At 71.1% G+C, this 19,120-nt stretch carries 19 protein-coding genes; 18 read left to right on the top strand and 1 reads right to left on the bottom strand.

The features are described from left to right. The first annotated feature begins 12 nt into the window (after nt 1-12). The gene (locus LAO51_00675; GenBank protein MBZ5637248.1) at nt 13-4,227 is read left to right on the top strand and encodes a carboxypeptidase regulatory-like domain-containing protein; all 4,215 of its coding nucleotides are present in this window, start codon (nt 13-15) and stop codon (nt 4,225-4,227) included. An 86-nt stretch (nt 4,228-4,313) separates the two neighbouring features. Here LAO51_00675 and LAO51_00670 read toward each other — a convergent pair whose 3' ends face one another. Beyond that, nucleotides 4,314-5,459 carry a hypothetical protein gene (locus tag LAO51_00670; GenBank protein MBZ5637247.1) on the bottom strand — a complete coding sequence of 382 codons (1,146 nt, stop codon included), beginning with the start codon at nt 5,457-5,459 and terminating at the stop codon, nt 4,314-4,316. Nucleotides 5,460-6,046: 587 nt separating this feature from the next. Between LAO51_00670 and LAO51_00665 the strand changes: the two genes are divergently transcribed. The 17 genes from LAO51_00665 (at nt 6,047) to LAO51_00585 (ending at nt 19,112) form a co-directional block, all read left to right on the top strand. Then, entirely contained in the window at nt 6,047-6,328 is a 282-nt protein-coding gene (locus LAO51_00665; protein MBZ5637246.1) for a FliM/FliN family flagellar motor C-terminal domain-containing protein, read from the top strand. Beyond that, complete coding sequence (locus LAO51_00660) at nt 6,312-6,677, top strand: flagellar biosynthetic protein FliO (GenBank protein ID MBZ5637245.1); 366 nt, start codon at nt 6,312-6,314, stop codon at nt 6,675-6,677. Before LAO51_00665 ends, LAO51_00660 begins: the two co-directional genes overlap by 17 nt. Beyond that, nucleotides 6,674-7,378 carry a flagellar type III secretion system pore protein FliP gene (fliP, locus tag LAO51_00655; GenBank protein MBZ5637244.1) on the top strand — a complete coding sequence of 235 codons (705 nt, stop codon included), beginning with the start codon at nt 6,674-6,676 and terminating at the stop codon, nt 7,376-7,378. Before LAO51_00660 ends, fliP begins: the two co-directional genes overlap by 4 nt. Nucleotides 7,379-7,382: 4 nt before the next feature. Beyond that, nucleotides 7,383-7,652 carry a flagellar biosynthesis protein FliQ gene (gene fliQ, locus LAO51_00650; GenBank protein ID MBZ5637243.1) on the top strand — a complete coding sequence of 90 codons (270 nt, stop codon included), beginning with the start codon at nt 7,383-7,385 and terminating at the stop codon, nt 7,650-7,652. Further along, complete coding sequence (locus LAO51_00645; protein MBZ5637242.1) at nt 7,649-8,443, top strand: flagellar biosynthetic protein FliR; 795 nt, start codon at nt 7,649-7,651, stop codon at nt 8,441-8,443. The genes fliQ and LAO51_00645 overlap by 4 nt, the downstream gene beginning before the upstream one ends. 9 nt (nt 8,444-8,452) lie before the next feature. Next, on the top strand, nt 8,453-9,550 hold the full coding sequence (locus LAO51_00640; protein MBZ5637241.1) for an EscU/YscU/HrcU family type III secretion system export apparatus switch protein: 1,098 nt from the start codon (nt 8,453-8,455) through the stop codon (nt 9,548-9,550). Beyond that, a complete protein-coding gene (gene flhA / locus LAO51_00635) occupies nt 9,547-11,610 on the top strand; it encodes a flagellar biosynthesis protein FlhA (protein MBZ5637240.1) in 2,064 nt (687 codons plus the stop codon). The genes LAO51_00640 and flhA overlap by 4 nt, the downstream gene beginning before the upstream one ends. A 12-nt stretch (nt 11,611-11,622) precedes the next feature. After that, complete coding sequence (locus tag LAO51_00630; GenBank protein ID MBZ5637239.1) at nt 11,623-12,756, top strand: hypothetical protein; 1,134 nt, start codon at nt 11,623-11,625, stop codon at nt 12,754-12,756. Continuing rightward, nucleotides 12,753-13,598: a MinD/ParA family protein gene (locus tag LAO51_00625; protein ID MBZ5637238.1), complete on the top strand. Its 846-nt coding sequence runs from the start codon at nt 12,753-12,755 to the stop codon at nt 13,596-13,598. The genes LAO51_00630 and LAO51_00625 overlap by 4 nt, the downstream gene beginning before the upstream one ends. 8 nt (nt 13,599-13,606) lie before the next feature. Next, the gene (gene fliA / locus LAO51_00620; protein MBZ5637237.1) at nt 13,607-14,389 is read left to right on the top strand and encodes an RNA polymerase sigma factor FliA; all 783 of its coding nucleotides are present in this window, start codon (nt 13,607-13,609) and stop codon (nt 14,387-14,389) included. After that, nucleotides 14,386-15,345 carry a FliM/FliN family flagellar motor switch protein gene (locus LAO51_00615; protein ID MBZ5637236.1) on the top strand — a complete coding sequence of 320 codons (960 nt, stop codon included), beginning with the start codon at nt 14,386-14,388 and terminating at the stop codon, nt 15,343-15,345. The genes fliA and LAO51_00615 overlap by 4 nt, the downstream gene beginning before the upstream one ends. Further along, nucleotides 15,342-15,632, top strand: coding sequence for a FliM/FliN family flagellar motor switch protein (locus tag LAO51_00610; GenBank protein ID MBZ5637235.1), 291 nt, complete (start codon nt 15,342-15,344; stop codon nt 15,630-15,632). Before LAO51_00615 ends, LAO51_00610 begins: the two co-directional genes overlap by 4 nt. Further along, nucleotides 15,629-15,976, top strand: a complete 348-nt coding sequence (locus LAO51_00605) for a hypothetical protein (GenBank protein ID MBZ5637234.1) — start codon at nt 15,629-15,631, stop codon at nt 15,974-15,976. Before LAO51_00610 ends, LAO51_00605 begins: the two co-directional genes overlap by 4 nt. 103 nt (nt 15,977-16,079) lie before the next feature. Next, nucleotides 16,080-16,811, top strand: coding sequence for a flagellar hook basal-body protein (locus tag LAO51_00600; GenBank protein ID MBZ5637233.1), 732 nt, complete (start codon nt 16,080-16,082; stop codon nt 16,809-16,811). 29 nt (nt 16,812-16,840) lie between these two features. Next, entirely contained in the window at nt 16,841-17,629 is a 789-nt protein-coding gene (flgG, locus tag LAO51_00595) for a flagellar basal-body rod protein FlgG (GenBank protein ID MBZ5637232.1), read from the top strand. An 11-nt stretch (nt 17,630-17,640) separates the two neighbouring features. Further along, nucleotides 17,641-18,405, top strand: a complete 765-nt coding sequence (gene flgA, locus LAO51_00590) for a flagellar basal body P-ring formation chaperone FlgA (protein ID MBZ5637231.1) — start codon at nt 17,641-17,643, stop codon at nt 18,403-18,405. Next, nucleotides 18,402-19,112, top strand: coding sequence for a flagellar basal body L-ring protein FlgH (locus LAO51_00585; GenBank protein ID MBZ5637230.1), 711 nt, complete (start codon nt 18,402-18,404; stop codon nt 19,110-19,112). Before flgA ends, LAO51_00585 begins: the two co-directional genes overlap by 4 nt. Nucleotides 19,113-19,120: the final 8 nt, after the last annotated feature.

Below are 19,120 nucleotides of genomic sequence, written 5' to 3'. Positions count from 1 at the left end.
GGAGGGTCGCTCATGGCGAGAAAACCGTCGCTCTCGATCGCCACGGCGGGCGCGCTGCTCATCGCCGCTCATCTGGCTCCCCCCGCCGCTGGTGAGCTCACGGGGCGCGTTCTCCTCGGCGATCGGCCCGCCGCCGGGGTGACCGCATCCGCCCTACCCTACGAGCCACCCTTCGAGGAGGCCAGGAGAGAGGCGCGCCGGCTGCCGCCGCCGCGACCGCTCGCCTCGACCACGACGAAGACCGACGGAGGGTTCGTCCTCGCCGTCCCCGCGGAAGCGGGCAAGGAAAAGCTCTTCACCGTCCGGCTCGAGGGTGGCGGCGGGGTTGCGGAGTGCGTTGCCGGGGTGTGGGACGCGTCCGAGACCGCGGACCTCGGAGATCTCGTGTTCGGCGCCGCCGCCAAGCTCGGGGGGAAGGTCGTCGACGCGAAGGGAGCCCCCGTCGCCGACGCGGAGGTGGTCCTGGTGGCACCGGGCAACCCTGCCGGCGATCTCGATCTCGAACCCTCCCCGCGACTCATGCGGACCGACGTCGCCGGCGCCTTTCGCTTCGACGACGCCAGCGAAACGGGCAACGTCGTGATGGTCGAGAAGCCGGGCTTCATCGCGGCACGGAGGACCGGGGTCAAGGCACGCGCGTCCATGCCGCCTATCGTTCTCGCGACAGGGGCGCCACTCGCCGGGGTCGTCCGCAAACCCGATCGCACCTCGCCAGCGGGAGGTGCCCTGGTCAGGATCGACGGACGCACGACCACGCAGTGGGTCGAGGCGGGTCCGGACGGCTCCTTCACGATCTCCGACGCGCCCTCCGGAGACGTCACCGCCGTCGCGGATGCCGGGGAAGCAGGATATGTCGAGCAGGGCCGGATCCGGCTGCCGCTCGCCCCGGGCACCGCCCTGACGCTCGTCCTGGAGCCTCCCTCCGCGCTCGCCGGGCGGACCGTGGAGGCAAAAACCCTCCGCCCCGTGCCGCGGGCGCGGATCGAGCTGCGCGGGGGCGGTGAGACCCGCACGGCACGCTCTGGCCCCGACGGGACCTTTCTCTTTCGACCCTTGCCGCTGCACTACTGGACGCTTCGAGCCGACGAGCCGCGCTACGTGAGGTGGACGCGCGAAGGCGTCACGGTGCACCCCGGCGAGACCAAGAGGCTCGACGTTCCTCTTGTTCTCGGGGCCTCGATCGCGGGCCGCGTGACCGATGAGAGCGGCCGACCCATCGGCGACGCCCGGGGTATTCTCTCTCCCTCCGGTCCTATGACCTCGAAGAGTTTCGGGCGCCGAGTTCGGGGCAGCGAGACCCCGACGTTCCGCACGCGTCCGGACGGCACGTTCAAGGCCACGCGCCTGACCCCCGGACCGAGCCAGATTCTCACGGTCTCTCACGCCGAGTGCGAGCGGGCGACTCTCGGAGGCATCAACCTGGCGCCCGGCGAGACGAAGACCGGCGTCGCGATGGTGATGAAGCGCGGCCTGGTCGTCACCGGGATCGTGAAGGACGGCGAGGGGCGGCCGGTCTCCGGCGCCTCGGCGAAGCTCGTGTGGACCCCCGGTTCCAGCGGCCCACGTAGGGTCCTCCAGTCCATCGCGAGCGGGGGGAGCGGCGGGATGGCCGACGACAGGAGCGCCACCACCGGCAATGAAGGGACTTTCGCTTTCCTGGGCGTCGCTCCCGGCGAGTACTACCTCGTCGTGGAGCACGCGGGGTACGCCACGCAACGGGTCGGGGGAGTGAAGATCGAGACGGCGGGGTCGCCGAAACCCGTCGAGGTGACCCTCGATCCGGGTGCCGTGATCTCCGGGAGGCTCGTGCGTCGCACCGGAGAAGGCGCCGAGGGGCTCCGCGTCCTCATGTCGACCCAGGGACGGGCCCGCGCCGCGGGAGGGAAGTTCTTTTTCTCGCCCAACGATCAGGTCACCGGGCCGGACGGCGCGTTCTTTATCGACGGCCTCAAGACGGGCAAGGGCTACGACCTCCAGATCGTGGGGCCATCGGGCCCCGTCGCCGAGAAAGAGGGAGTCACGGCACCGGCCTCCGGCCTCACGATCACGGTCGCGGGCACCGGGCGTATCACCGGCACGGCGATGGACGCGAGCGACGGCCACCCGCTCGAGGAATTCCAGGTCGCATACGAGCCCGATCGGGGGCGTGGACCCTTCCGCGGCGTTGCCCGCGGTGCCGCGGGCGGCCCCGGCCAGGCATGGGTCCGGAGCAGCCTCGACGGGGCGTTCGCGCTCGAGGACGTCCCCGCCGGCACCTGGAGCGTGGTCGTCACCGCGCCGGGGTATCAACCGGCCCGCGCGGGAGGCGTAACGGTGGAGGAAGGCTCGACCCGCTCCGGGATCGAGGTGCGAGCCATCAAGGGCGCCACGGTGAAGGGGCACGTCGCGGACGCGCAGACGGGTGCCTCGGTGGCCGACGCGTCGGTCTCGCTCTCGCAAGCGGGAGCGTCTCCGGGGCTCGGCGCGATGCTCGACGGGACGAGTGCCGAAGATGCATGGACGGACGCGGACGGCCGGTTCGAGATCGGCGGCGTCGCGCCCGGAAAGCAATCTATCCGCGTAACTCACCCCGACTACACCGAGACGACCACCACGGTGCAGGTTGCCGAGGACGGCGCCAGCGCGGAGATCCGGCTCGCCTCGGGAAGCGGGATCGTGGGGACGGTGGTGACGGACGCCGGGCCGGCGGTCGCCGGTGCGGACGTGACGCTCTCGGAGACGGGTGGCGGGCTCGGACCGCTCGCGGGCCTGAGCCTGACCGGGCGGACGAGCCTCACCGACGGCGCCGGGCAGTTCCGCTTCGACCATCTCGGCCCCGGGCGCTACACCGCGACGGCGTCTCTGGATCTGCGGGCTTCGGCGCCGGTCACCGTCGTGCTGCAGGCCGGCCAGGCGCAGGAGGGCCTCGTGCTGCGGCTGCAGACCGGCATCACCTTGCAGGGAACCGTGTCGGGGCTCTCCGACGACGTGATGAAGGGGGCATCGGTCACCGCCAACGGTGAGAACTCCTATTACCAGAGCACCGCCGTCGGCGCCGGAGGCACCTTCGAGCTCGACAACGTCCCGCCGGGTGTGGTCACCCTGCGCGGGAGCGCGACGGATACGTCCGGCTCGACTCGAGTTATCACGAAGCAGGTGACGGCGGCCGCGGACCAGCCGGTGCTCACGGTGGACCTCGTGTTCGAACCAGGCTACACGCTCTCGGGCCAGGTTTCCCGCGCGGGGCAGCCCGTCGCGAGCGCCACCGTGGTCGCCTGGCTTCAGGGACGCGGTGGCCGCCAGGTGTCCGCCGTAAGCGGACCGGACGGCAACTACCAGTTGACCGGGCTTCAGGAAGGCACCTACACGGTGAACGCAGCCTCCTCTGCGCTCTCGGAGGCCAGATCGTCGATGCGACAGACGGTTGCGATCGCCTCGGACCAGAAGCTGGATATCGTTTTCCCCACCTCGAGTGTGGCGGGGCAGGTGGTGGACGCCACGAGCAAGATGCCTCTTGCCGACGCGACGGTGGCGATCGCCGCGCGGGATCCGAGCACCCAGGGAGGCACGGGCCGGCTACCCGCCACCACGGACAGCAACGGGCGATTCTCGTTCTCGAGCCTCGACGAGGGAGCCTACACGCTGTCCACGAGCAGGCCCGATTTCGAGCTCGACCGGCGCGACGTGACGGCAAGCGAGCCGGCGGCCGGCGATCTCGTGATCGCGCTGAAGCGCGGGGCGGGGCTCGGTATCGGGGTGCGCGACGGGCTGTCGGGCGTGCCGCTACGCGGCGTGATGGTGCGCGTCCTCGGCGCGGGGGGCTCGCAGGTGCTCGGATCGACTTCGATCTCTCTTGACAGCGACGGGCAGGGAGAGATCCCCTCCCTGCCGCCGGGTGGCTATTCGGTCCTGGCCGCTGCTTCCGGATACGCACTCGTGCGCATCGACGGCGTCGCCGTGCCGTCGTCCGCCGTGATGCTCACGCTCACCCCAGGCGGCGACGTCGAGATCCACGCCGGTCCGGACACCGTCGCTTCGGGCACGCCCGCGTGCACGATCGCCACGGCGGCGGGCCAGCCCGCGCTGCTGTCGATCAGGAGTTCCGAGGGGGCCTTCACGATGTCCGCGCCGACCGTGGAGCTCCGCAACGTGCCGCCCGGGAGCTACGTGCTCTCGGTCCCCGCCGTCCCCGCGTCGGTGAAGTTCACCGTGAGCGAGGGTACGAAGACCGTCGTGGAGCTTCCCTGAGAGTGTCGAGGTGTTCTTCTCGGCAGCGACCCGGCGGTTGGACTTCCCGAGGGTGCCGGCGTCGATGAGGCGAAGGCGAACCACCCTCACTCGTCTCCCGCCGCCCGGCAGTCTCCGGAGCGAGGCTTTCTCGAGCCCCGCAGCGCGGGCCCATCACCATTTGTATAGGCGCCCCCGGGAGAGCACCGCATGAGGTAGAAGAAAGCTCGGCCCACGCCAGGCGCGTCTCCGTCATCGAAGACGTTCTCGACGGACGCGCACGCCACGGGGCGCGCGTTTCCGATGCCGTCCGCGCGCAGGGATTTCAGGTCTCCGCGGATGACATCGAGTACGCAGCAGTTTCCGGCTCCCGAGCATCCACCCTCGCTCTTCCACATCGTCAGGTGGCCGTCATCACACCGGAGACAAGTCGTGAATCGAGCATATTCCCACGTGTCGGCGAACCAGAGAACATGGGTTCCTCGACCCCCGAAGAGCACCACGCGCTTTCGCGCACTGTCGTAAGCCATCGCGTGCGATCCGCGGGCTGGCGGGATGGTGGCCGGCTTCTCCTCGATCCACGCGCTCCCGTCCCATTCCCACGTGTCGGCGACTAGGGCGGAGACTCCGCCGCCGAAGAGCACCGTGCGTCCGCGCGCGCTGTCGTAGGTCATCGCGTGCAACCAGCGGGCCGGCGGGCTCGCGGCGGGGGTCGTTTCGAGCCACGTATTCCCGTCCCACTCCCACGTGTCGGCGAGAGGGTCGGAGTTCCAGCCCCCAAATAGTACCACGCGTCCCCGCGCGCTGTCGTAGGCCATCGCGTGGTAGGAACGGGGCGGCGGGCTTGCGACCGCCCTCCTCTCCTCCCAGGTGCTCCCGTCCCACTCCCACGTGTCGGCGAGCATGGGATAACGATGACCACCGAAGAGCACGATTCGACCCCGCGCGCTGTCGTAGGCCATCGCGTGTCCGGACAGGGCCGGCGGGTTCGTGACCGGCCTCCTCTCCTCCCACGTTTTCCCGTCCCATTCCCACGTGTCGGCGAGAAAGCCGTTATGCCCAACGCCCCCGAAGAGCACCACGCGTCCTCGCGCGCTATCGTAGGCCATAGCGTGGTCGCGCCGGGCCGACGGGCTAATCGCAGGCGTCCGCTCGGCCCACACGTTCCCGTTCCACTCCCACGTGTCGGCGAGAGGGCCGGAGTTCCACCCTCCAAACAGCACCACGCGTTCTCGGGCACTGTCATAGACCATCGCGCAGCCGAACCGGGCAGGCAGGCCCGGCGATTCCGGGGCGGGAAGCCAGTCGGTCGCGTCGGATCCGCCGGCTGCAAGTTCCGAATCACCTTCGCGCGGGGCTACCGGGTCCACCTCAGAGCCATCCGGCGTTCGTGGAACCGGCGCGTTCTCCCGCTCAGTGGCCTCCTGTGAACAGGAGCGATCATCGAAGGCCAGGTCGCGGCTGTGGGAGAAGGCAGCCAACAATGCAAGTCCCACCAGGACCGATAGGCCCACCGGCCCTCTCACGCGGGAGATCCCGAATGCATCCACGCTCTTTGGTTACACGTCGGCGATGCGCCAGTCAAGCGAAAAGGCGTCGGCAGGTTGCCGTTCGTGGAGGAACGGGATAAGGCTTGTCCGGTGCTGGCGGCCACCGCCCGCCACCCCGGGAGCCCCCCCGTCGGGAATCCGATCGCGCGCCTCGGCGCCGGCGTCGACCGACCGTCGACCCTCCGGCTCTCCGCGCGCGCTCCATCCATCGGGTCGTTTGTTTTCAACAAATAGGCGGGCCGACCTCCATGGTACGGGCGTTGCTCTGCCCCACACCGGAGGTCCCATCGGTGAACACGAAGAATCCCGGGAACCCTGGCTCTCGTTTCGCGGGCTTCGAAGGAGTGCCTGTCGCGATCTCGGTGCGCGTGGGCCGGGCCCACTGCACGGTCGGACAACTGGCGTCGTCGCAACCGGGCGACGTGATCGTCCTCGACCGGCCCCTGGGCGCTCCGTTCGACCTGGTGGCCGGTGACGTCGAGCTGGGACAGGTCGAGCCCGTGGCGAGCGGCAAGGCGATCGCGCTCAAGCTCGTCGCGCTGCCGGAGGACGGGGATGACGCCGGCCGTTGAAGCGCTCGCCGCGGCCCCCGCCGCCGCTCCGTCCCTGCTCGGCGCCGCGCTCCGCATGGTCGGGGCGCTGGTCCTCCTCGGGGTCTCGGCCTGGGTCGTCCTGCGGTGGCAGCGAAACGTCCGAGGGGCGCGGCGGCAGATGGAGGTGCTCGACCGCGCCGTGCTCACCCGCGGGGCGAGCGTCGCGATCCTTCGCGTGGAAGGGCGCCGCCTCCTGCTCGGGGTGTCGGCCGACGGGGTGCGGCTCCTCGGCGACCTCGATTCCCCGTCGGACCTCCCATCGGGGACGAAGTTCAGGGCCACGCTCTCCGAAGCATCGGCGGCCGCGGCGACCGGGGCGGAGCCATGAGCGTCGCGCTGCTCGTGCCGGCCGCGTCCGTGCCGACGCTGTCCCTGAACCTGGGAGAGCTGGCCCAGCCCTCGGGAATCTCCACCGTGGTCAAGATCGCCCTGGTCATGACCGCGCTGGCGATCCTCCCGTCCGTGCTGATCCTGTTCACGTCGTTCGTCCGGCTGATCATCGTGTTCCACTTCCTGCGGCAGGCGCTCGGCACCCAGAGCGTGCCCCCGAACCAGGTCCTGGCCGGACTCGCGCTCCTGCTGACGTTCTTCGTCATGACGCCGGTCGGGCAGAAGGTCTACGACGACGCGGTCGCTCCGTACCAGGCGGGCCAGCTCGGCGGCGAGCAGGCCCTGAAGCTGGGGCTCGCCCCGATCAAGGACTGGATGCTCCGCAACACGCGGGAGAACGACCTTTTGCTGTTCGCCGGGCTCGCGAAGATCCCTCGCCCCGCGACGCGCGCGGACGTGCCGCTCAGGGTCGTGATGCCCGCGTTCCTGATCTCCGAGCTCAAGACCGGCTTCCAGATCGGCTTCCTCCTCTTCCTTCCGTTCCTGGTGATCGACCTCGTCGTCTCCTCGGTGCTGCTGTCGATGGGCATGATGATGCTGCCGCCGGTGATGATCTCGTTCCCCTTCAAGATCCTGCTCTTCGTCATGGTGGACGGCTGGCATCTCCTGGTCGGCTCCCTCGTCCAGAGCTTCCGGTGAACCCGTGAGCGAAACCTACGTCCTCGAGATCAGCCGCCAGGCGCTCCACGTCGCGCTGCTCGTCGCCGCCCCGATGCTGGCCGCGAGCCTCGTGGTGGGGATCCTGATCAGCCTGATCCAGGTGGCCACCTCCCTCCAGGACGCGACGCTGACTTTCGTCCCGAAGATCCTGTCGGTCGCCGCCGCGCTCCTCCTGGCGGGGAACTGGATCATCCACGTCCTGCTGGACTTCACGCGGCAGGTCTTCACGGCCCTGCCCGCGGTGCTGGGATGATCGAGGCGCTCGCCCGTCTGGACCTCGGCTCGGAGGTCTCGCGCTTCTTCCTGGTGCTGCTGCGCGCCGGCGGTCTCGTGGTGTTCTGCCCGATCCTCGGAGCCGACATCCTGCCCACGAGGATCCGCGTGGGGCTCGCGGCGTCGCTGGCGCTCGTGATGCTGCCGCTCGCGCCCTCCCTGTTCGCCCCGCCGTCGGACGTCGTGTCGTGGACGATCGTCGCGGTGCGCGAGATGGCGGTCGGGCTCGGCCTGGGGTTCGCGGCGCGGGCCCTCTTCGCGGGGATCGAGGGAGCGGCCGGCCTCGTCGCCGGCCACTCGGGGTTCGCCATCGCCTCCATGGTCGACCCGCTCACGGGCGACCAGGGGGCGGCGACCGTCCTCTTCCAGAACCTGATGGCGACCGCGCTGTTCCTCGCGGCCAACCTGCACCACGTGTTCCTCGCCGGGCTCAGGGACTCGTACCAGTGGCTTCCGCCCGCCCTGTCCCTTCCGAGCTTCGCGCACCTCGACCAGGCGGTGAGCCTGCTCGGCACGCGCCTGTTCACCGTGACGGTGGAGCTGGCCGCCCCGGCGCTCGTGGTCACCTTCGCGGTGGACCTGGTCCTCGTGCTGGTGGGGCGCGCGCTGCCCCAGATCCAGATCCTGACCGTCGGCTACCCGGCGAAGATGGCCGCAGGCATCGTGGCGCTCGCCCTCCTGGCCTCGGCCACCGGATCCGCCATCTCCTGGATCGGCCGGACATTCTCGTCCGACGGCGCGGCGCTCGTCGCCGCCCTCGCGGGCAGGTAGGCGCCGGCCATGCCGCTCGAGGACCGCTCGCAGAAGACCGAAAAACCGACGGCGCATCGCCTCCAGAAGGCGCGGGAGAAGGGACAGGTCGCGCGAAGCGCCGAGATCCCCGGCGTGCTGGTGCTCGCCGGGTTCCTGATCTTCTGCCGTGTCGCCGGGGCCGCCTGGCTCGACCGGATGGAAGCGCTCGTCGTGGGGTCGCTCGGCCGGCTCGTGGTGCCCGACCTCACCCCCTCGAGCCTGCTCGACATCTTCCGTGCGACCGCCTCGTCGGCGGGCAGCCTCCTCCTCCCGCCCCTCGGCGTGCTCGCCGCCGCCGGGATCGCGGGAAACGTGCTCCAGGGGCCTCCGCCCCTCACCCTGGAGCCGCTCAAGCCGAAATTCGGCCGGCTCGATCCGGTGAAGAACCTCGGACGGGTCTTCTCGATGCGGCAGTGGGTCGAGGTGGCGAAGGTCCTGGTGAAGACCGCCCTCTACGGCGCGGTGGCGTTCACCGCCGCGCGCGACGCGATCCTGTCGTCTCCGGAGGGCGCGCCGGGGGCCGAGGGAACGCTGCGCGTGCTGCTCCGGCTGGGAGGCACCGTCGTGTTCCGCGTGACGATCCTCGCCGCCGGCCTCGCGGTGCTGGACTGGCTGTTCCGCCGATACGACCACGTCCACTCGCTGATGATGAGCAAGAAGGAGATTCGGGACGAGTACAAGGAAATGGAGGGCGACCCGCTGATCCGCTCCCGGATGAGGTCGAAGCAACTGGCGCTCGCGCGCTCCCGGATGATGAGCGACGTGCCCAAGGCCACCGTGGTCGTCACGAACCCGACCCATTTCGCCGTCGCCCTTCGATACGAGCCCGGCGAGACCGAGGTGCCGAAGCTGCTGGCGAAGGGGCGCGCCAAGCTTGCGGAGCGCATCCGCGAGATCGCCGCCGCCCACGGCATTCCCATCGTCAGCGATCCGCCCCTGGCCCGTGCGATCTACAAGTCCGTCCCGCTGGGTGCTGAGATCCCCGTCGCCCTCTACCGCGCGGTGGCCGAGGTGCTCGCCCTGATCCTCCACCGCAAGGGCCGGAAGCGTAGCGGCGCGTCGGCGTCGGACGAGGCCCGGCGTTGAGCGCGCGGGGTGCCGAGGGCTCGGTCCTCGCGGGGACGCAGTTCATCCTGCCGGCGGCGATCGTCTGCCTGGTCGGCATCATGGTCGTGCCGCTGCCGCCGCTCCTGCTCGACCTGCTCATCAGCATGGACGTCGCGCTGAGCATGGTCGTGCTCCTCACCTCGGTCTACGTGAAGAGCCCGGTGAACTTCTCGGTGTTCCCGTCGGTGCTGCTCCTCCTCACCGTGTTCCGCCTCGGCCTCAACATCGCCTCGACCCGCCGAATCCTCCTGCACGGCTCGGAGGGAACGGTCGCCGCGGGGCACGTGATCCAGGCGTTCGGGCAGTTCGTGGTGGGCGGCAACCTCGTGGTCGGCCTCGTGGTGTTCCTGGTGATCCTCGCGGTGCAGTTCGTGGTGATCAACCACGGCGCCACGCGCATCAGCGAGGTCGCCGCGCGGTTCACCCTGGACGCGATGCCCGGCAAGCAGATGTCCGTCGACGCCGACCTCAACGCCGGCCTGATCGACGAGCACGAGGCGCGGGCGCGCCGCAAGTCGCTGGCGGACGAGGCGTCGTTCTACGGCTCCATGGACGGCGCCGTGCGGTTCACCCAGCGCGACGCGGTGGCCGCGCTGATCATCGTGGCGATCAACCTCATCGCCGGCCTCGCCATCGGGATCCTCCAGGCGGGCATGTCGGCGGTCGAGGCGCTCAAGACCTACTCCGTGCTGACCGTGGGGGACGGCCTGGTCACCGCGATCCCGGCGCTGCTCGTGTCGGTCGCCGGCGGCCTCGTGACCACCCGCGCGGACACGGGACGGGAGCTGAGCGCGGAGGTCGCCGGGCAGGTCCTCTCGAATCCCAAGCCCCTCGCGGTCGCCGCGGGGGCGCTCGCCGTGATGGCGATCATCCCGGGTCTGCCGACGGTGGCGTTCCTGACGATGGCGGCGCTCCTGGGGGCGCTGTCCTCGGCGCTGCGCCGGCAGGAAAAGGCGGCCTCCGCCGCCCAGGCCGCGGGCGAGGTCGCCGCCTTGCCTCCGCCGGAGGAGCCGGTCGAGCCGCTCCTGGCCGTGGACCCGCTCACCATCGAGGTCGGCTACGACCTGGTCGATCTCGCCGGGTCCGACGGCCCGGGCGGATTGCTCGATCGGATCCGCGGGATCCGCAGACAGATCGCCCTCGATCTCGGCCTCGTGGTGCCGCCGGTCCGCGTCCGCGACAACCTGCGACTCGGACCCGACGAATACCAGATCCTGCTGCGCAGCGCGGAGGTGGGCCGCGGCCGGCTCCCGCGGGGACGCGTGCTGGCCATCGATCCCGGCGACGTGCTCGAGACCGTGGACGGCGAGAAGACGATCGATCCGGCGTTCGGCATCGAGGCGATCTGGATCCGCGAGGCGCTCGCCGACCGTGCGCGGGCGTCGGGCTACACCGTCGTGGACCGCACGTCGGTGGTCGCGACCCACTTGGCGGAGACGATCCGGCGTCACGGGCCCGAGCTCCTCGGGCGGCAGGAGACGCACAAGCTGCTGGACACGCTGGGGAAGACCGCGCCCAAGCTCGTGGAGGAGCTGATTCCCGAACGGTTCTCGCTGGGCCAGGTCCAGAAGGTCCTCCAGGCCCTCCTGCGCGAGCGCGTCTCGATCCGCGACCTCCAGTCGATCGCGGAGGCGATGGCGGACTGCGCCGGCCAGAACCTGGACCTGCAGCTCGTGGTGGCCCAGGTCCGGCAGGCGCTCTCGCGGTCCCTCGTCCGGCCTCTGGTGGAACAGGGAGCGATCAAGGTCGTGACGCTGTCCGCCGAGGTGGAGCGGGACGTCCGCGAGCTGCTCGCTCCGGGACCCGAGGGGCGCCCGGTGCCGCCGGACCCGCGCGCGACGCAATCGCTGATCCACCGGGTGGCGAACGCGATCCGCGAGGTGCCCTCGGGCTCGCAGCCCGCGGTGCTCTGCGCCTCGACGGAAGTGCGCGCGGTGCTTCGGCGCATGACCGAGGGAGCGCTTCCGACCGTTCCGTTCCTGTCCATCCTCGAGATCCCCGACGGCGTGCGCGTGCAGGCGGTCGGGCAGGTTCGCTAGCGGGACGAAGACATGCTGCTCAAGACCTTCAAGGCTCCCGATCTCGCGACCGCGCTGGCCCAGGCCCGCGCCGAGCTGGGGCCGGACGCGCTGGTGCTGGCGACCCACGACGTCCCCGGGCGTCTCGGCCTCTCTGCGATCGAGGTGACCGTGGGGGCCTCGCGGCCCCCCGCAGGCGGCGCCGTGCCCGCCGACGAAGGATGGGTCCGCCACCTGGCCAGCGAGGTCGAGGGGCTGAGATCGAAGCTCGACCGACTCGCGCCGGCGACGAACGAAGAACTCCCGAGGGGCGCCTCCGGCCACCGCGCGGAGTCCTCCCGCTCGGCGGGCGTCACTCCCGTCCAAAGCCCGGCGCTCGGCGCCGCGGTGGCGGCCCTCGTGGCGTCCGGGCTGTCGGTCGACCTGGCGGAACGCTTCGCCCGGATCGCTTCGCGGGACCTTCCCCCGCGGAGCGACGCGAAGCAGCTGGCCGCCGCCGCCGAGAAGGGCATCGAAGCCCTGGTCCCGCTCGCTCCGCTCCCGACCGCCGCGCGATGCCTCTTCGTCGTGGGCCCGCCGGGATCGGGCAAGACGACGACCGTGGCGAAGCTCGTCGCGCGCCTCGCCGTGCCCGGGCAGCGGCCCGTGTTCTTCGGCGAGGCCGACGTGGATCGCGTGGGCGCCATCGAGCAGGCGGAGATCCTCTCGCGGCACATCGGCGCCCTGCTGGCCCGGGTCGACGAGCCCGAGGACCTCGTGTGCGCGCTTGAGGACGCCGGGGACGCGGGCGCCGTCATCGTGGACACGCCCGGCATCGGGCAGCGCGACGAGGAGCGGCTCCGGTTCGTCGGCGAATTGCGCCAGGCCGTCCCCGACGCGGCCGTCGCGCTGCTCCTCCCCGCCGGGCTCCACCGCGGCGAGGCGCAGCGGGTCCTCGATCGCTTCGCGCCGCTCGGGCCCACGTGCGCCGCCTTCTCGAGGGTCGACGACGGCGAGGGGCTGGGCGAGCTCGTGACGGCCCTCGCCGGCCGCGAGCTCCCGCTCTCCTTCGTCACCAACGGCCATCGGATCCCCGACGATCTCGAGCGCGTCTCCGCGAGGAGCCTCGCCGTGATGCTGCTCCGCGCGGGACGCACGCCCGCCGCGCGCCGGGAGGGCAGGCCATGATCGCGAACGCCTCGGCAGGTGCCGCCCTCCGCCGCCCTCTCGCCGTGGCCATCACCGGGAGCAAGGGGGGCGTCGGCAAGAGCAATCTCGCGATCAACCTCGCGGTCGCGCTGAAGCGGTGCGGCCGCCGCGTCCTCCTGGTGGACGGGGACCTGGGGCTCGCCAACGTGGACGTGCTCCTGGGACTCGTCCCGTCGCGCACCGTGGAGCACCTGCTCTCCGGGGCGGCCAGGCTCGAGGAGCTGCTCCTCACCGGTCCGGAGGGGATCCGCATCCTGCCAGCGGCGTCGGGCGTTCCCGAGCTCACCCGGCTCGCATCGCCCGCCAGGGCTCGCCTCGTCGAAGCGCTGGCCCGGGCCTCGGAATTCTCCGACGACGTGCTGGTGGACACCGGGGCCGGGCTCGGGGAAGCGACGCTCTCGCTGCAGCTGGCCGCGTCGCGCGTCGTCGTGGTGACCACCTCGGAGCCCACGTCGCTGGTGGACGCCTACGCCACGCTCAAGGTCCTGTGGTGCGCGGACCCTGAGAAGCCCGTCGACTTCGTGGTCAACGGGGTCCAGGACCAGGAAGAGGCGGAGGGGGCCTACCGGCAGATCGCGAAGGCCGCGCTGCACTTCCTCGGCCGCGAGCCCGGGTGGCTCGGTCCCGTGTTCCACGACCCGCGGGTGGCCAAGGCGGTGCGCCAGCAACGGGCGCTCCTCGATCTCTACCCCACGAGCCGCGCGGCTCGCTGCTACGAGCGGATCGCCCTCGCGCTCGCCTCGAGGGTCGACATGGCACAGGGGGGCGACGACTACTGGCAGCGCCTGCTCCACGGCGCCGCGTCGGAGCTCCCGCAATGAAGGGGCTCATGGAGCCCCGGCCGTGGTCCGATGCGGTGCGTACGGGCGAGTCCGCCGGGCGGCGTGTCTTTCTCGAATCGCACATGGACGTGGTGCGGTACATGGCGCTCAGGATCGCGGGGCGCCTGCCGGCCAGCGTCGAGATCGACGACCTGGTGCACGACGGCATCGTCGGACTGCTCGACGCGGCCGCCAAGTTCGACCCGTCCCGCGGCGTGCGGTTCCGGACCTACGCCGAGGCGAGGGTGCGCGGGGCGATCCTCGACGGGTTGCGACATCGCGACTGGAGGCCGAGGTCGGTTCGCCGCGGCCAGCGCGAGCTGGACGAGGCGGTCGGGCGGCTCACGACGGTCAACGGACGGGCGGCGAGCGAGGAGGAGATCGCGGACGCCATGGGGCTCGACCTCGAGACCTACCGCAGCCTGCTCCAGGACGTGAGCGCCGGGCCCCTTCTGTCCCTCGAGGACATGCCCCCGGGCTTCGACCCGGGCTCGAGCGGGGAAGGACCGCTCCCCGGCCACGCCCTCGAGCGGCGCGACCTGCTCTCGGCTCTGGCCGAGGAGCTCGAGCGGCTCCCGGAGCGGGAGCGGCGGGTGATGGAGCTGTACTACCACGAAGAGCTGAACATGAAGGAGGTGGGCGCGGTGCTCGGCGTCACCGAGTCGAGGGTGTGCCAGCTCCACGCCCAGGCCGCGTCGCGGCTCCGCGTCGCCCTCGAGGCACGGCTGCACTTCGCGCCGGTTGCCGAGGCCGTTCCGGCCATCGCCGGTCGTAGCAGGAGAACGCCATGAGCGAGGGACCGCTGTTGCGCCCCGAGGAGGTCGCCGGGGTGCTGTCCGGCATGGAAGTCGAGCGGGTCGAGGCGGTCTCCGCGGAAACGGGGCGAGGGCCGGTCCCTTACTCGTTGCGCGAGCCCATCGCCATCCCGCCGGGGACCGAGGCCGCGGCGAAGAAGCGGATCGAGTCGCTGGTGTCGGCGCTCCAGGATTCGCTGCGCCGCGAGCTGGGCGACGATCTGGCGCTCGAGGTGGACGCGCTCCAGCAGCTGGGAGTCTCGGCGGCCCTGTCCACCGTGCCTCCTCCCGCGTGGGTCCCCTCCTTCTCGCGGGCGGATGGTGGAGGCATCGCCCTCGTCCTCGCCCCGGGAACGGGCCTCGCCCTGGTGGAACGGGCGCTCGGTGGGCCCGGAGTGCCTTCCGAGAGCGGCCGAGAGCCGACCGGTGTCGAGCTTCGCGTGGTGGCGCGCCTCGCCGCAGCCGCCGCTGGACCGCTGGGTACGGCGTGTGGAACCCCGCTGAGCGCGGGAGACATCGGGGTCGGCAGCGTTCCGGCGGCCATCGCCGCGCCCGGCGAGACCGTGGGGGTCGGACTGCTGAGGGTGCGGCTCGGCGACGCGGAGCGGAGCGCGCTGTTGCTGGTGCCGGCGAGCCTGCTCCTGCCGTCGAGGACGGCGCAGGAGGCCGCGGGAAAGGTGCGGATCGGGTGCCTGGCCCCCGCTCTCGAACGGGTGCGGGTCGAGGCGCGACCGGTCTTGAGGGCCGGCCGGATCAGCTTCGGGGACCTCCTCGAGCTGGCGCAGGGCGCCGTGCTCCGTCTCGATGTTCCCGAAGGAGCCGCGCTCGATCTGCGGATCGGTGGGCAGGCGCTCTTCAGGGGGCGGATCGTTCGAACGAAGGACGGGTGCACGTTCGGTGTCGAGTGGCGACGAACGCGGCGGGAGCCCGCCGCGAGGAGGGTGGATTCATGAGCGACACGACGCCCGGCGGCGCTTTCCTCGAGCTGGAGTTTCCGGTCGAGGTCTGGCTCGCAGCGGAGACCGTCCCCCTCGAGCGGCTCCTCGATCTGGAGCCGGGCGGCCTTCTGCCGCTTTCGAAGGACCCGGATGGGCCGGTGGATCTCGTGGTGAATCGCGAGGTGGTCGCGTCCGGGGAACTGGTGATCGTGGACGGGAAGTTCGGGTTCCGCGTGACGACGACCGCGCTCCAGCGTCTCGCCCGGATCGAGCCCGATCCCGGTGGCAAGGTGCATCCATGAACGCATCGCTCGTCCCGTACATCGCGGCGATGGCCGCGCTGAACCTTCTCGCGCTGGCCGCTCTGGTCTGGGTCGGCCGCGACCGCCGAAGGGCGTCGTCGTCGCCGCGGCAAACCGTCGCGGCGGAGCCGCTCCTCGCGAGCGCCTCGGATCTCGAAGGGGATCCGCTCGAGTCCCTCGTGCGGGAGGTCGAAAAAGCGGAAACCTCGGCGAGGGGCGAGGCGAGGCTGGCCGAGGACATGGCGCGATGGCGCCGTCGTGCCGCGGGAGGCGACGCCTTGCCGCAGGCGGCGGTTTCCGGCCGCGTCGCGGCGGCCGAGCGTCGCGCGGGGCGAGTGGCGTGAGAGGGCGGGCCCGATTCTTCGCGGACTTTCGCGGCGTGGCACGTCTCTTGATTGATCGGGAAGAGGAGCTTCCGCGGCGACGCGGGGCGAGGAGGATCGCGGGATGAACAGCCAGCTCTACACCGCCGCGTCCGGTCTCCTGGCCGAGGAGCGGCGGCTCGAACTGATCTCGAACAACCTGGCGAACCTCTCGACCCCGGGGTATCGGGCCCAGCGGGCGTTTTCGACGGTGTACCAGAAGTTCGGCGCCGACGCCGGGGAGGGTGTCCGGGCGGCCAACGCCGGGGTCGCGCTGGCCGGGACCTACGAGGTGCCGGGGCCGGGACCGATGCGCGAGACCGGGCGCTCCCTCGACCTCGCGCTCGAGCCCGACCAGCTCCTCGTGGTGCGGACCGGCGCCGCGAAGAGATACACACGAGACGGCGCGCTCGAGATCACTTCCGCGGGCGCGCTGACCGACGCCGCGGGTCATCCCGTCGCCGGCTCCGACGGAAACCCGATCACGGGCCTGACCCCCGGCACGTCCGTGACCGTCGACGGGCGCCTCGTGGACGGTGAGACCGAGCTGGGACGCCTCCTGGTGGTGCGTGACGCGAAGCACGTGCTCCGGCAGGAGGGAAGCAACCTGCTCACCGCGGAGGGCGACGACGCCTCCCTCGAGACCGTGGCCGATCCTTCGGTGCGCCCCGGCTGGCTCGAGGGCTCCGGCACGAACGCCCTCGGAGAGCTGATCGAGCTGATCCAGTCCCAGCGCGCGTTCGAGACCTACCAGAAGCTGGTCGCGACGACGATGAACGAGGTGAACCAGAAGGCCGTCAACGACATCACCGGCTAGCGGTTCGTCGGGCGGCAGGGAGGACGACCATGCAGAGAGCCCTGTGGAGCGCCGCGTCGGGCATGGAGGCGCAGCAGCTCCAGATCGACACCATCGCGAACAACCTGGCCAACGTGAACACCAACGGGTTCAAGCGCAGCCGGGCGGAGTTTCAGGACCTGCTCTACCAGACGATCACCGCTCCGGGCGCTCCGTCGTCCTCGACCACGAAGAACCCCGCGGGGATCCAGCTCGGGCTCGGGACGAAGCCGGCCTCGGTCAAGAAGCTGTTCAGCCAGGGGGATTTCAAGAAGACCGACAACCCCTTGGACATCGTGATCCAGGGGCAGGGGTTCTTCAAGGTGCTGATGCCCGACGGAACCCTGGCGTACACGCGCGACGGCGCGTTCACCGCCAACCGGGACGGGCAGCTCGTCACCTCGCAGGGGTACCAGCTCGACCCGCCGATCACCCTGCCGCCGGACACGCTGTCCATCACGATCGGGGCGGACGGCACCGTGAGCGTCACGCAGCCCGGCCAGGCGACCGCCACCGAGATCGGCCAGGTCGAGCTGGCCACCTTCGTGAACCCGACCGGGCTCCAGAGCCTCGGCGGCAACCTCTTCCAGCCCACCGCGGCCTCCGGCGATGCGGTCGACGGGATGCCGGGGCTCGAGGGCCTGGGCACGGTCGCCCAGGGGTTCCTGGAGGTGTCGAACGTGAGCATCGTGAACGAGATGGTGGACATGATCGCGGCGCAGCGCGCCTACGAGCTGAATTCCAAGGCGATTCGCGCTTCCGACGAGATGATGCAGCAGGTCAACGCCCTGGTGCGCTGAGGAGCTCTCCCATGCCGCGTTCCGCGTGGGTCCTGTCGGCCTTGTTGGTCGCCGGCGTCGGCGCGCCCGCTGCGCGCGGGGAGCCGGGTCCCGGAACCGCCGAGACGATCGCGGGAGCGTCGGTCGCCGCGGAGATCGAGAAGGCCGCCGCGGAGGCCGTGCGGGCCCGGGTCCGGCCGCCCGACCGGATCGAGGTCGTCCTCAGCCGTTCGGACGGCGGGTCGTTCCCCGCCTCGGAGCCCTTGAGGCTCGAAATCCTCGACGTCGTCGGGCCGAACACTTCGGGATCGGCCCGGGTCCGCCTTCGCGTCCTGGCGGGGGACCGCCCCGTGGGGGAGGCGCGGGCGACGGTCCGCTGCGAGGTCCGTGGGCCGGCGCTGGTGGCGCGTCGCACGCTGGCTCGCGGCGCACCGATTCCGGCGGATGCGGTCGAGGTGGCCGATTGCAACTTGACGCGCATGACCGAGCCGCCGCTGCGCGAGCCGGGCCAGGTCCGAGGCCTCGCGCCCGTGAGGACGCTCGGGACGGGGCAGGTCCTCGCCGCATCCCTCGTCGGCGGGGCGCCGGTGGTGCACCGCGGCCAGCCGGTGAGCCTCAAGATCGAGACGGAGCGGATGTCCGTCATCGCCTCGGGCACCGCGCGGCGCGACGGCGCCGTGGGGGAGACGGTCACCGCCGAGAACGCCGCCACCGGCGCCGTGGTCACGGGCTCCGTGCAGCCCGACGGCTCGATCCTGGTGGTTCGAGGGAACCCCTCGAGGGGGAAGCGATCATGAGATGCTCTTCCGTGCTCGCGGCCGCGCTGCTGCTTCTGACCGGCTGCTCGGCCCTCCACAGGGGCCCGGCGCCCAGCCTGGAAGCGGACGTTCAACGTCTCGAATCCGATCTCGAGGTGCTGCCGCCGTTTCCGGTGCCCGCTCCCTCCACCGGCTCCCTCTGGACCGACAGCGGGCCGGGGGCCGCGCTGGTGCGCGACACACGAGCGTTTCGTGCGAACGACCTCCTGACGATCTCCGTGAAGGAGTCCTCCCTCGGCAGCAACCAGGCGGCGACCGACCTGAACCGGAAGGCGCAGGCCGATTTCGGCGCTCCGGTAGCGTTCGGCCTCGAGAACCCGAGCGCCGCCGCGGGAAAGTTCAACCTGGCGAGCGTGCTCAGCACCAACACCGACTCGAAGTTCGCGGGCGACGGGAAGACCAGCCGCAGCAGCCAGCTCGAGGGGTACATCACCACCCGGGTGATGCGGGTCCTCCCCAACGGCGATCTCGTCGTAGCGGGGCAGAAGAACGTCATGGTGAATCGCGACCGCCAGATCCTGACCCTGGTCGGCTCCGTCCGACCTGTGGACGTGCAGGCGAACAACCAGGTCGACTCCTCCGCGGTGGGCGAGCTGACCGTGAGGCTGTGGGGACGCGGAGAAGTGGACGATACCGTCCGCCAGGGCTGGTTCATGCGGATCATGAACAAGCTCTGGCCGTTCTGACGAAGAGG

It is taken from the genome of Terriglobia bacterium, assembly GCA_020073205.1.
Classification (GTDB): Bacteria; Acidobacteriota; Polarisedimenticolia; order Polarisedimenticolales; family JAIQFR01; genus JAIQFR01.
Note: the sequence above shows the minus strand (reverse complement) of the source record. Positions and strands in the feature narration are given on the sequence as shown.

Excerpts from the sequence above, each read along its gene's own strand:
- LAO51_00660 (MBZ5637245.1), top strand. The coding sequence starts at position 6,312 with ATGACGCCGGCCGTTGAAGCGCTCGCCGCGGCCCCCGCCGCCGCTCCG.
- LAO51_00610 (MBZ5637235.1), top strand. The coding sequence starts at position 15,342 with ATGAGCGACACGACGCCCGGCGGCGCTTTCCTCGAGCTGGAGTTTCCG.
- LAO51_00640 (MBZ5637241.1), top strand. The coding sequence starts at position 8,453 with ATGCCGCTCGAGGACCGCTCGCAGAAGACCGAAAAACCGACGGCGCAT.
- LAO51_00600 (MBZ5637233.1), top strand. The coding sequence starts at position 16,080 with ATGAACAGCCAGCTCTACACCGCCGCGTCCGGTCTCCTGGCCGAGGAG.
- fliA (MBZ5637237.1), top strand. The coding sequence starts at position 13,607 with ATGGAGCCCCGGCCGTGGTCCGATGCGGTGCGTACGGGCGAGTCCGCC.
- LAO51_00670 (MBZ5637247.1), bottom strand. The coding sequence starts at position 5,459 with ATGGTCTATGACAGTGCCCGAGAACGCGTGGTGCTGTTTGGAGGGTGG.
- LAO51_00630 (MBZ5637239.1), top strand. The coding sequence starts at position 11,623 with ATGCTGCTCAAGACCTTCAAGGCTCCCGATCTCGCGACCGCGCTGGCC.
- flgG (MBZ5637232.1), top strand. The coding sequence starts at position 16,841 with ATGCAGAGAGCCCTGTGGAGCGCCGCGTCGGGCATGGAGGCGCAGCAG.
- flgA (MBZ5637231.1), top strand. The coding sequence starts at position 17,641 with ATGCCGCGTTCCGCGTGGGTCCTGTCGGCCTTGTTGGTCGCCGGCGTC.
- LAO51_00615 (MBZ5637236.1), top strand. The coding sequence starts at position 14,386 with ATGAGCGAGGGACCGCTGTTGCGCCCCGAGGAGGTCGCCGGGGTGCTG.
- LAO51_00675 (MBZ5637248.1), top strand. The coding sequence starts at position 13 with ATGGCGAGAAAACCGTCGCTCTCGATCGCCACGGCGGGCGCGCTGCTC.
- fliP (MBZ5637244.1), top strand. The coding sequence starts at position 6,674 with ATGAGCGTCGCGCTGCTCGTGCCGGCCGCGTCCGTGCCGACGCTGTCC.
- LAO51_00625 (MBZ5637238.1), top strand. The coding sequence starts at position 12,753 with ATGATCGCGAACGCCTCGGCAGGTGCCGCCCTCCGCCGCCCTCTCGCC.
- LAO51_00585 (MBZ5637230.1), top strand. The coding sequence starts at position 18,402 with ATGAGATGCTCTTCCGTGCTCGCGGCCGCGCTGCTGCTTCTGACCGGC.
- LAO51_00605 (MBZ5637234.1), top strand. The coding sequence starts at position 15,629 with ATGAACGCATCGCTCGTCCCGTACATCGCGGCGATGGCCGCGCTGAAC.
- LAO51_00645 (MBZ5637242.1), top strand. The coding sequence starts at position 7,649 with ATGATCGAGGCGCTCGCCCGTCTGGACCTCGGCTCGGAGGTCTCGCGC.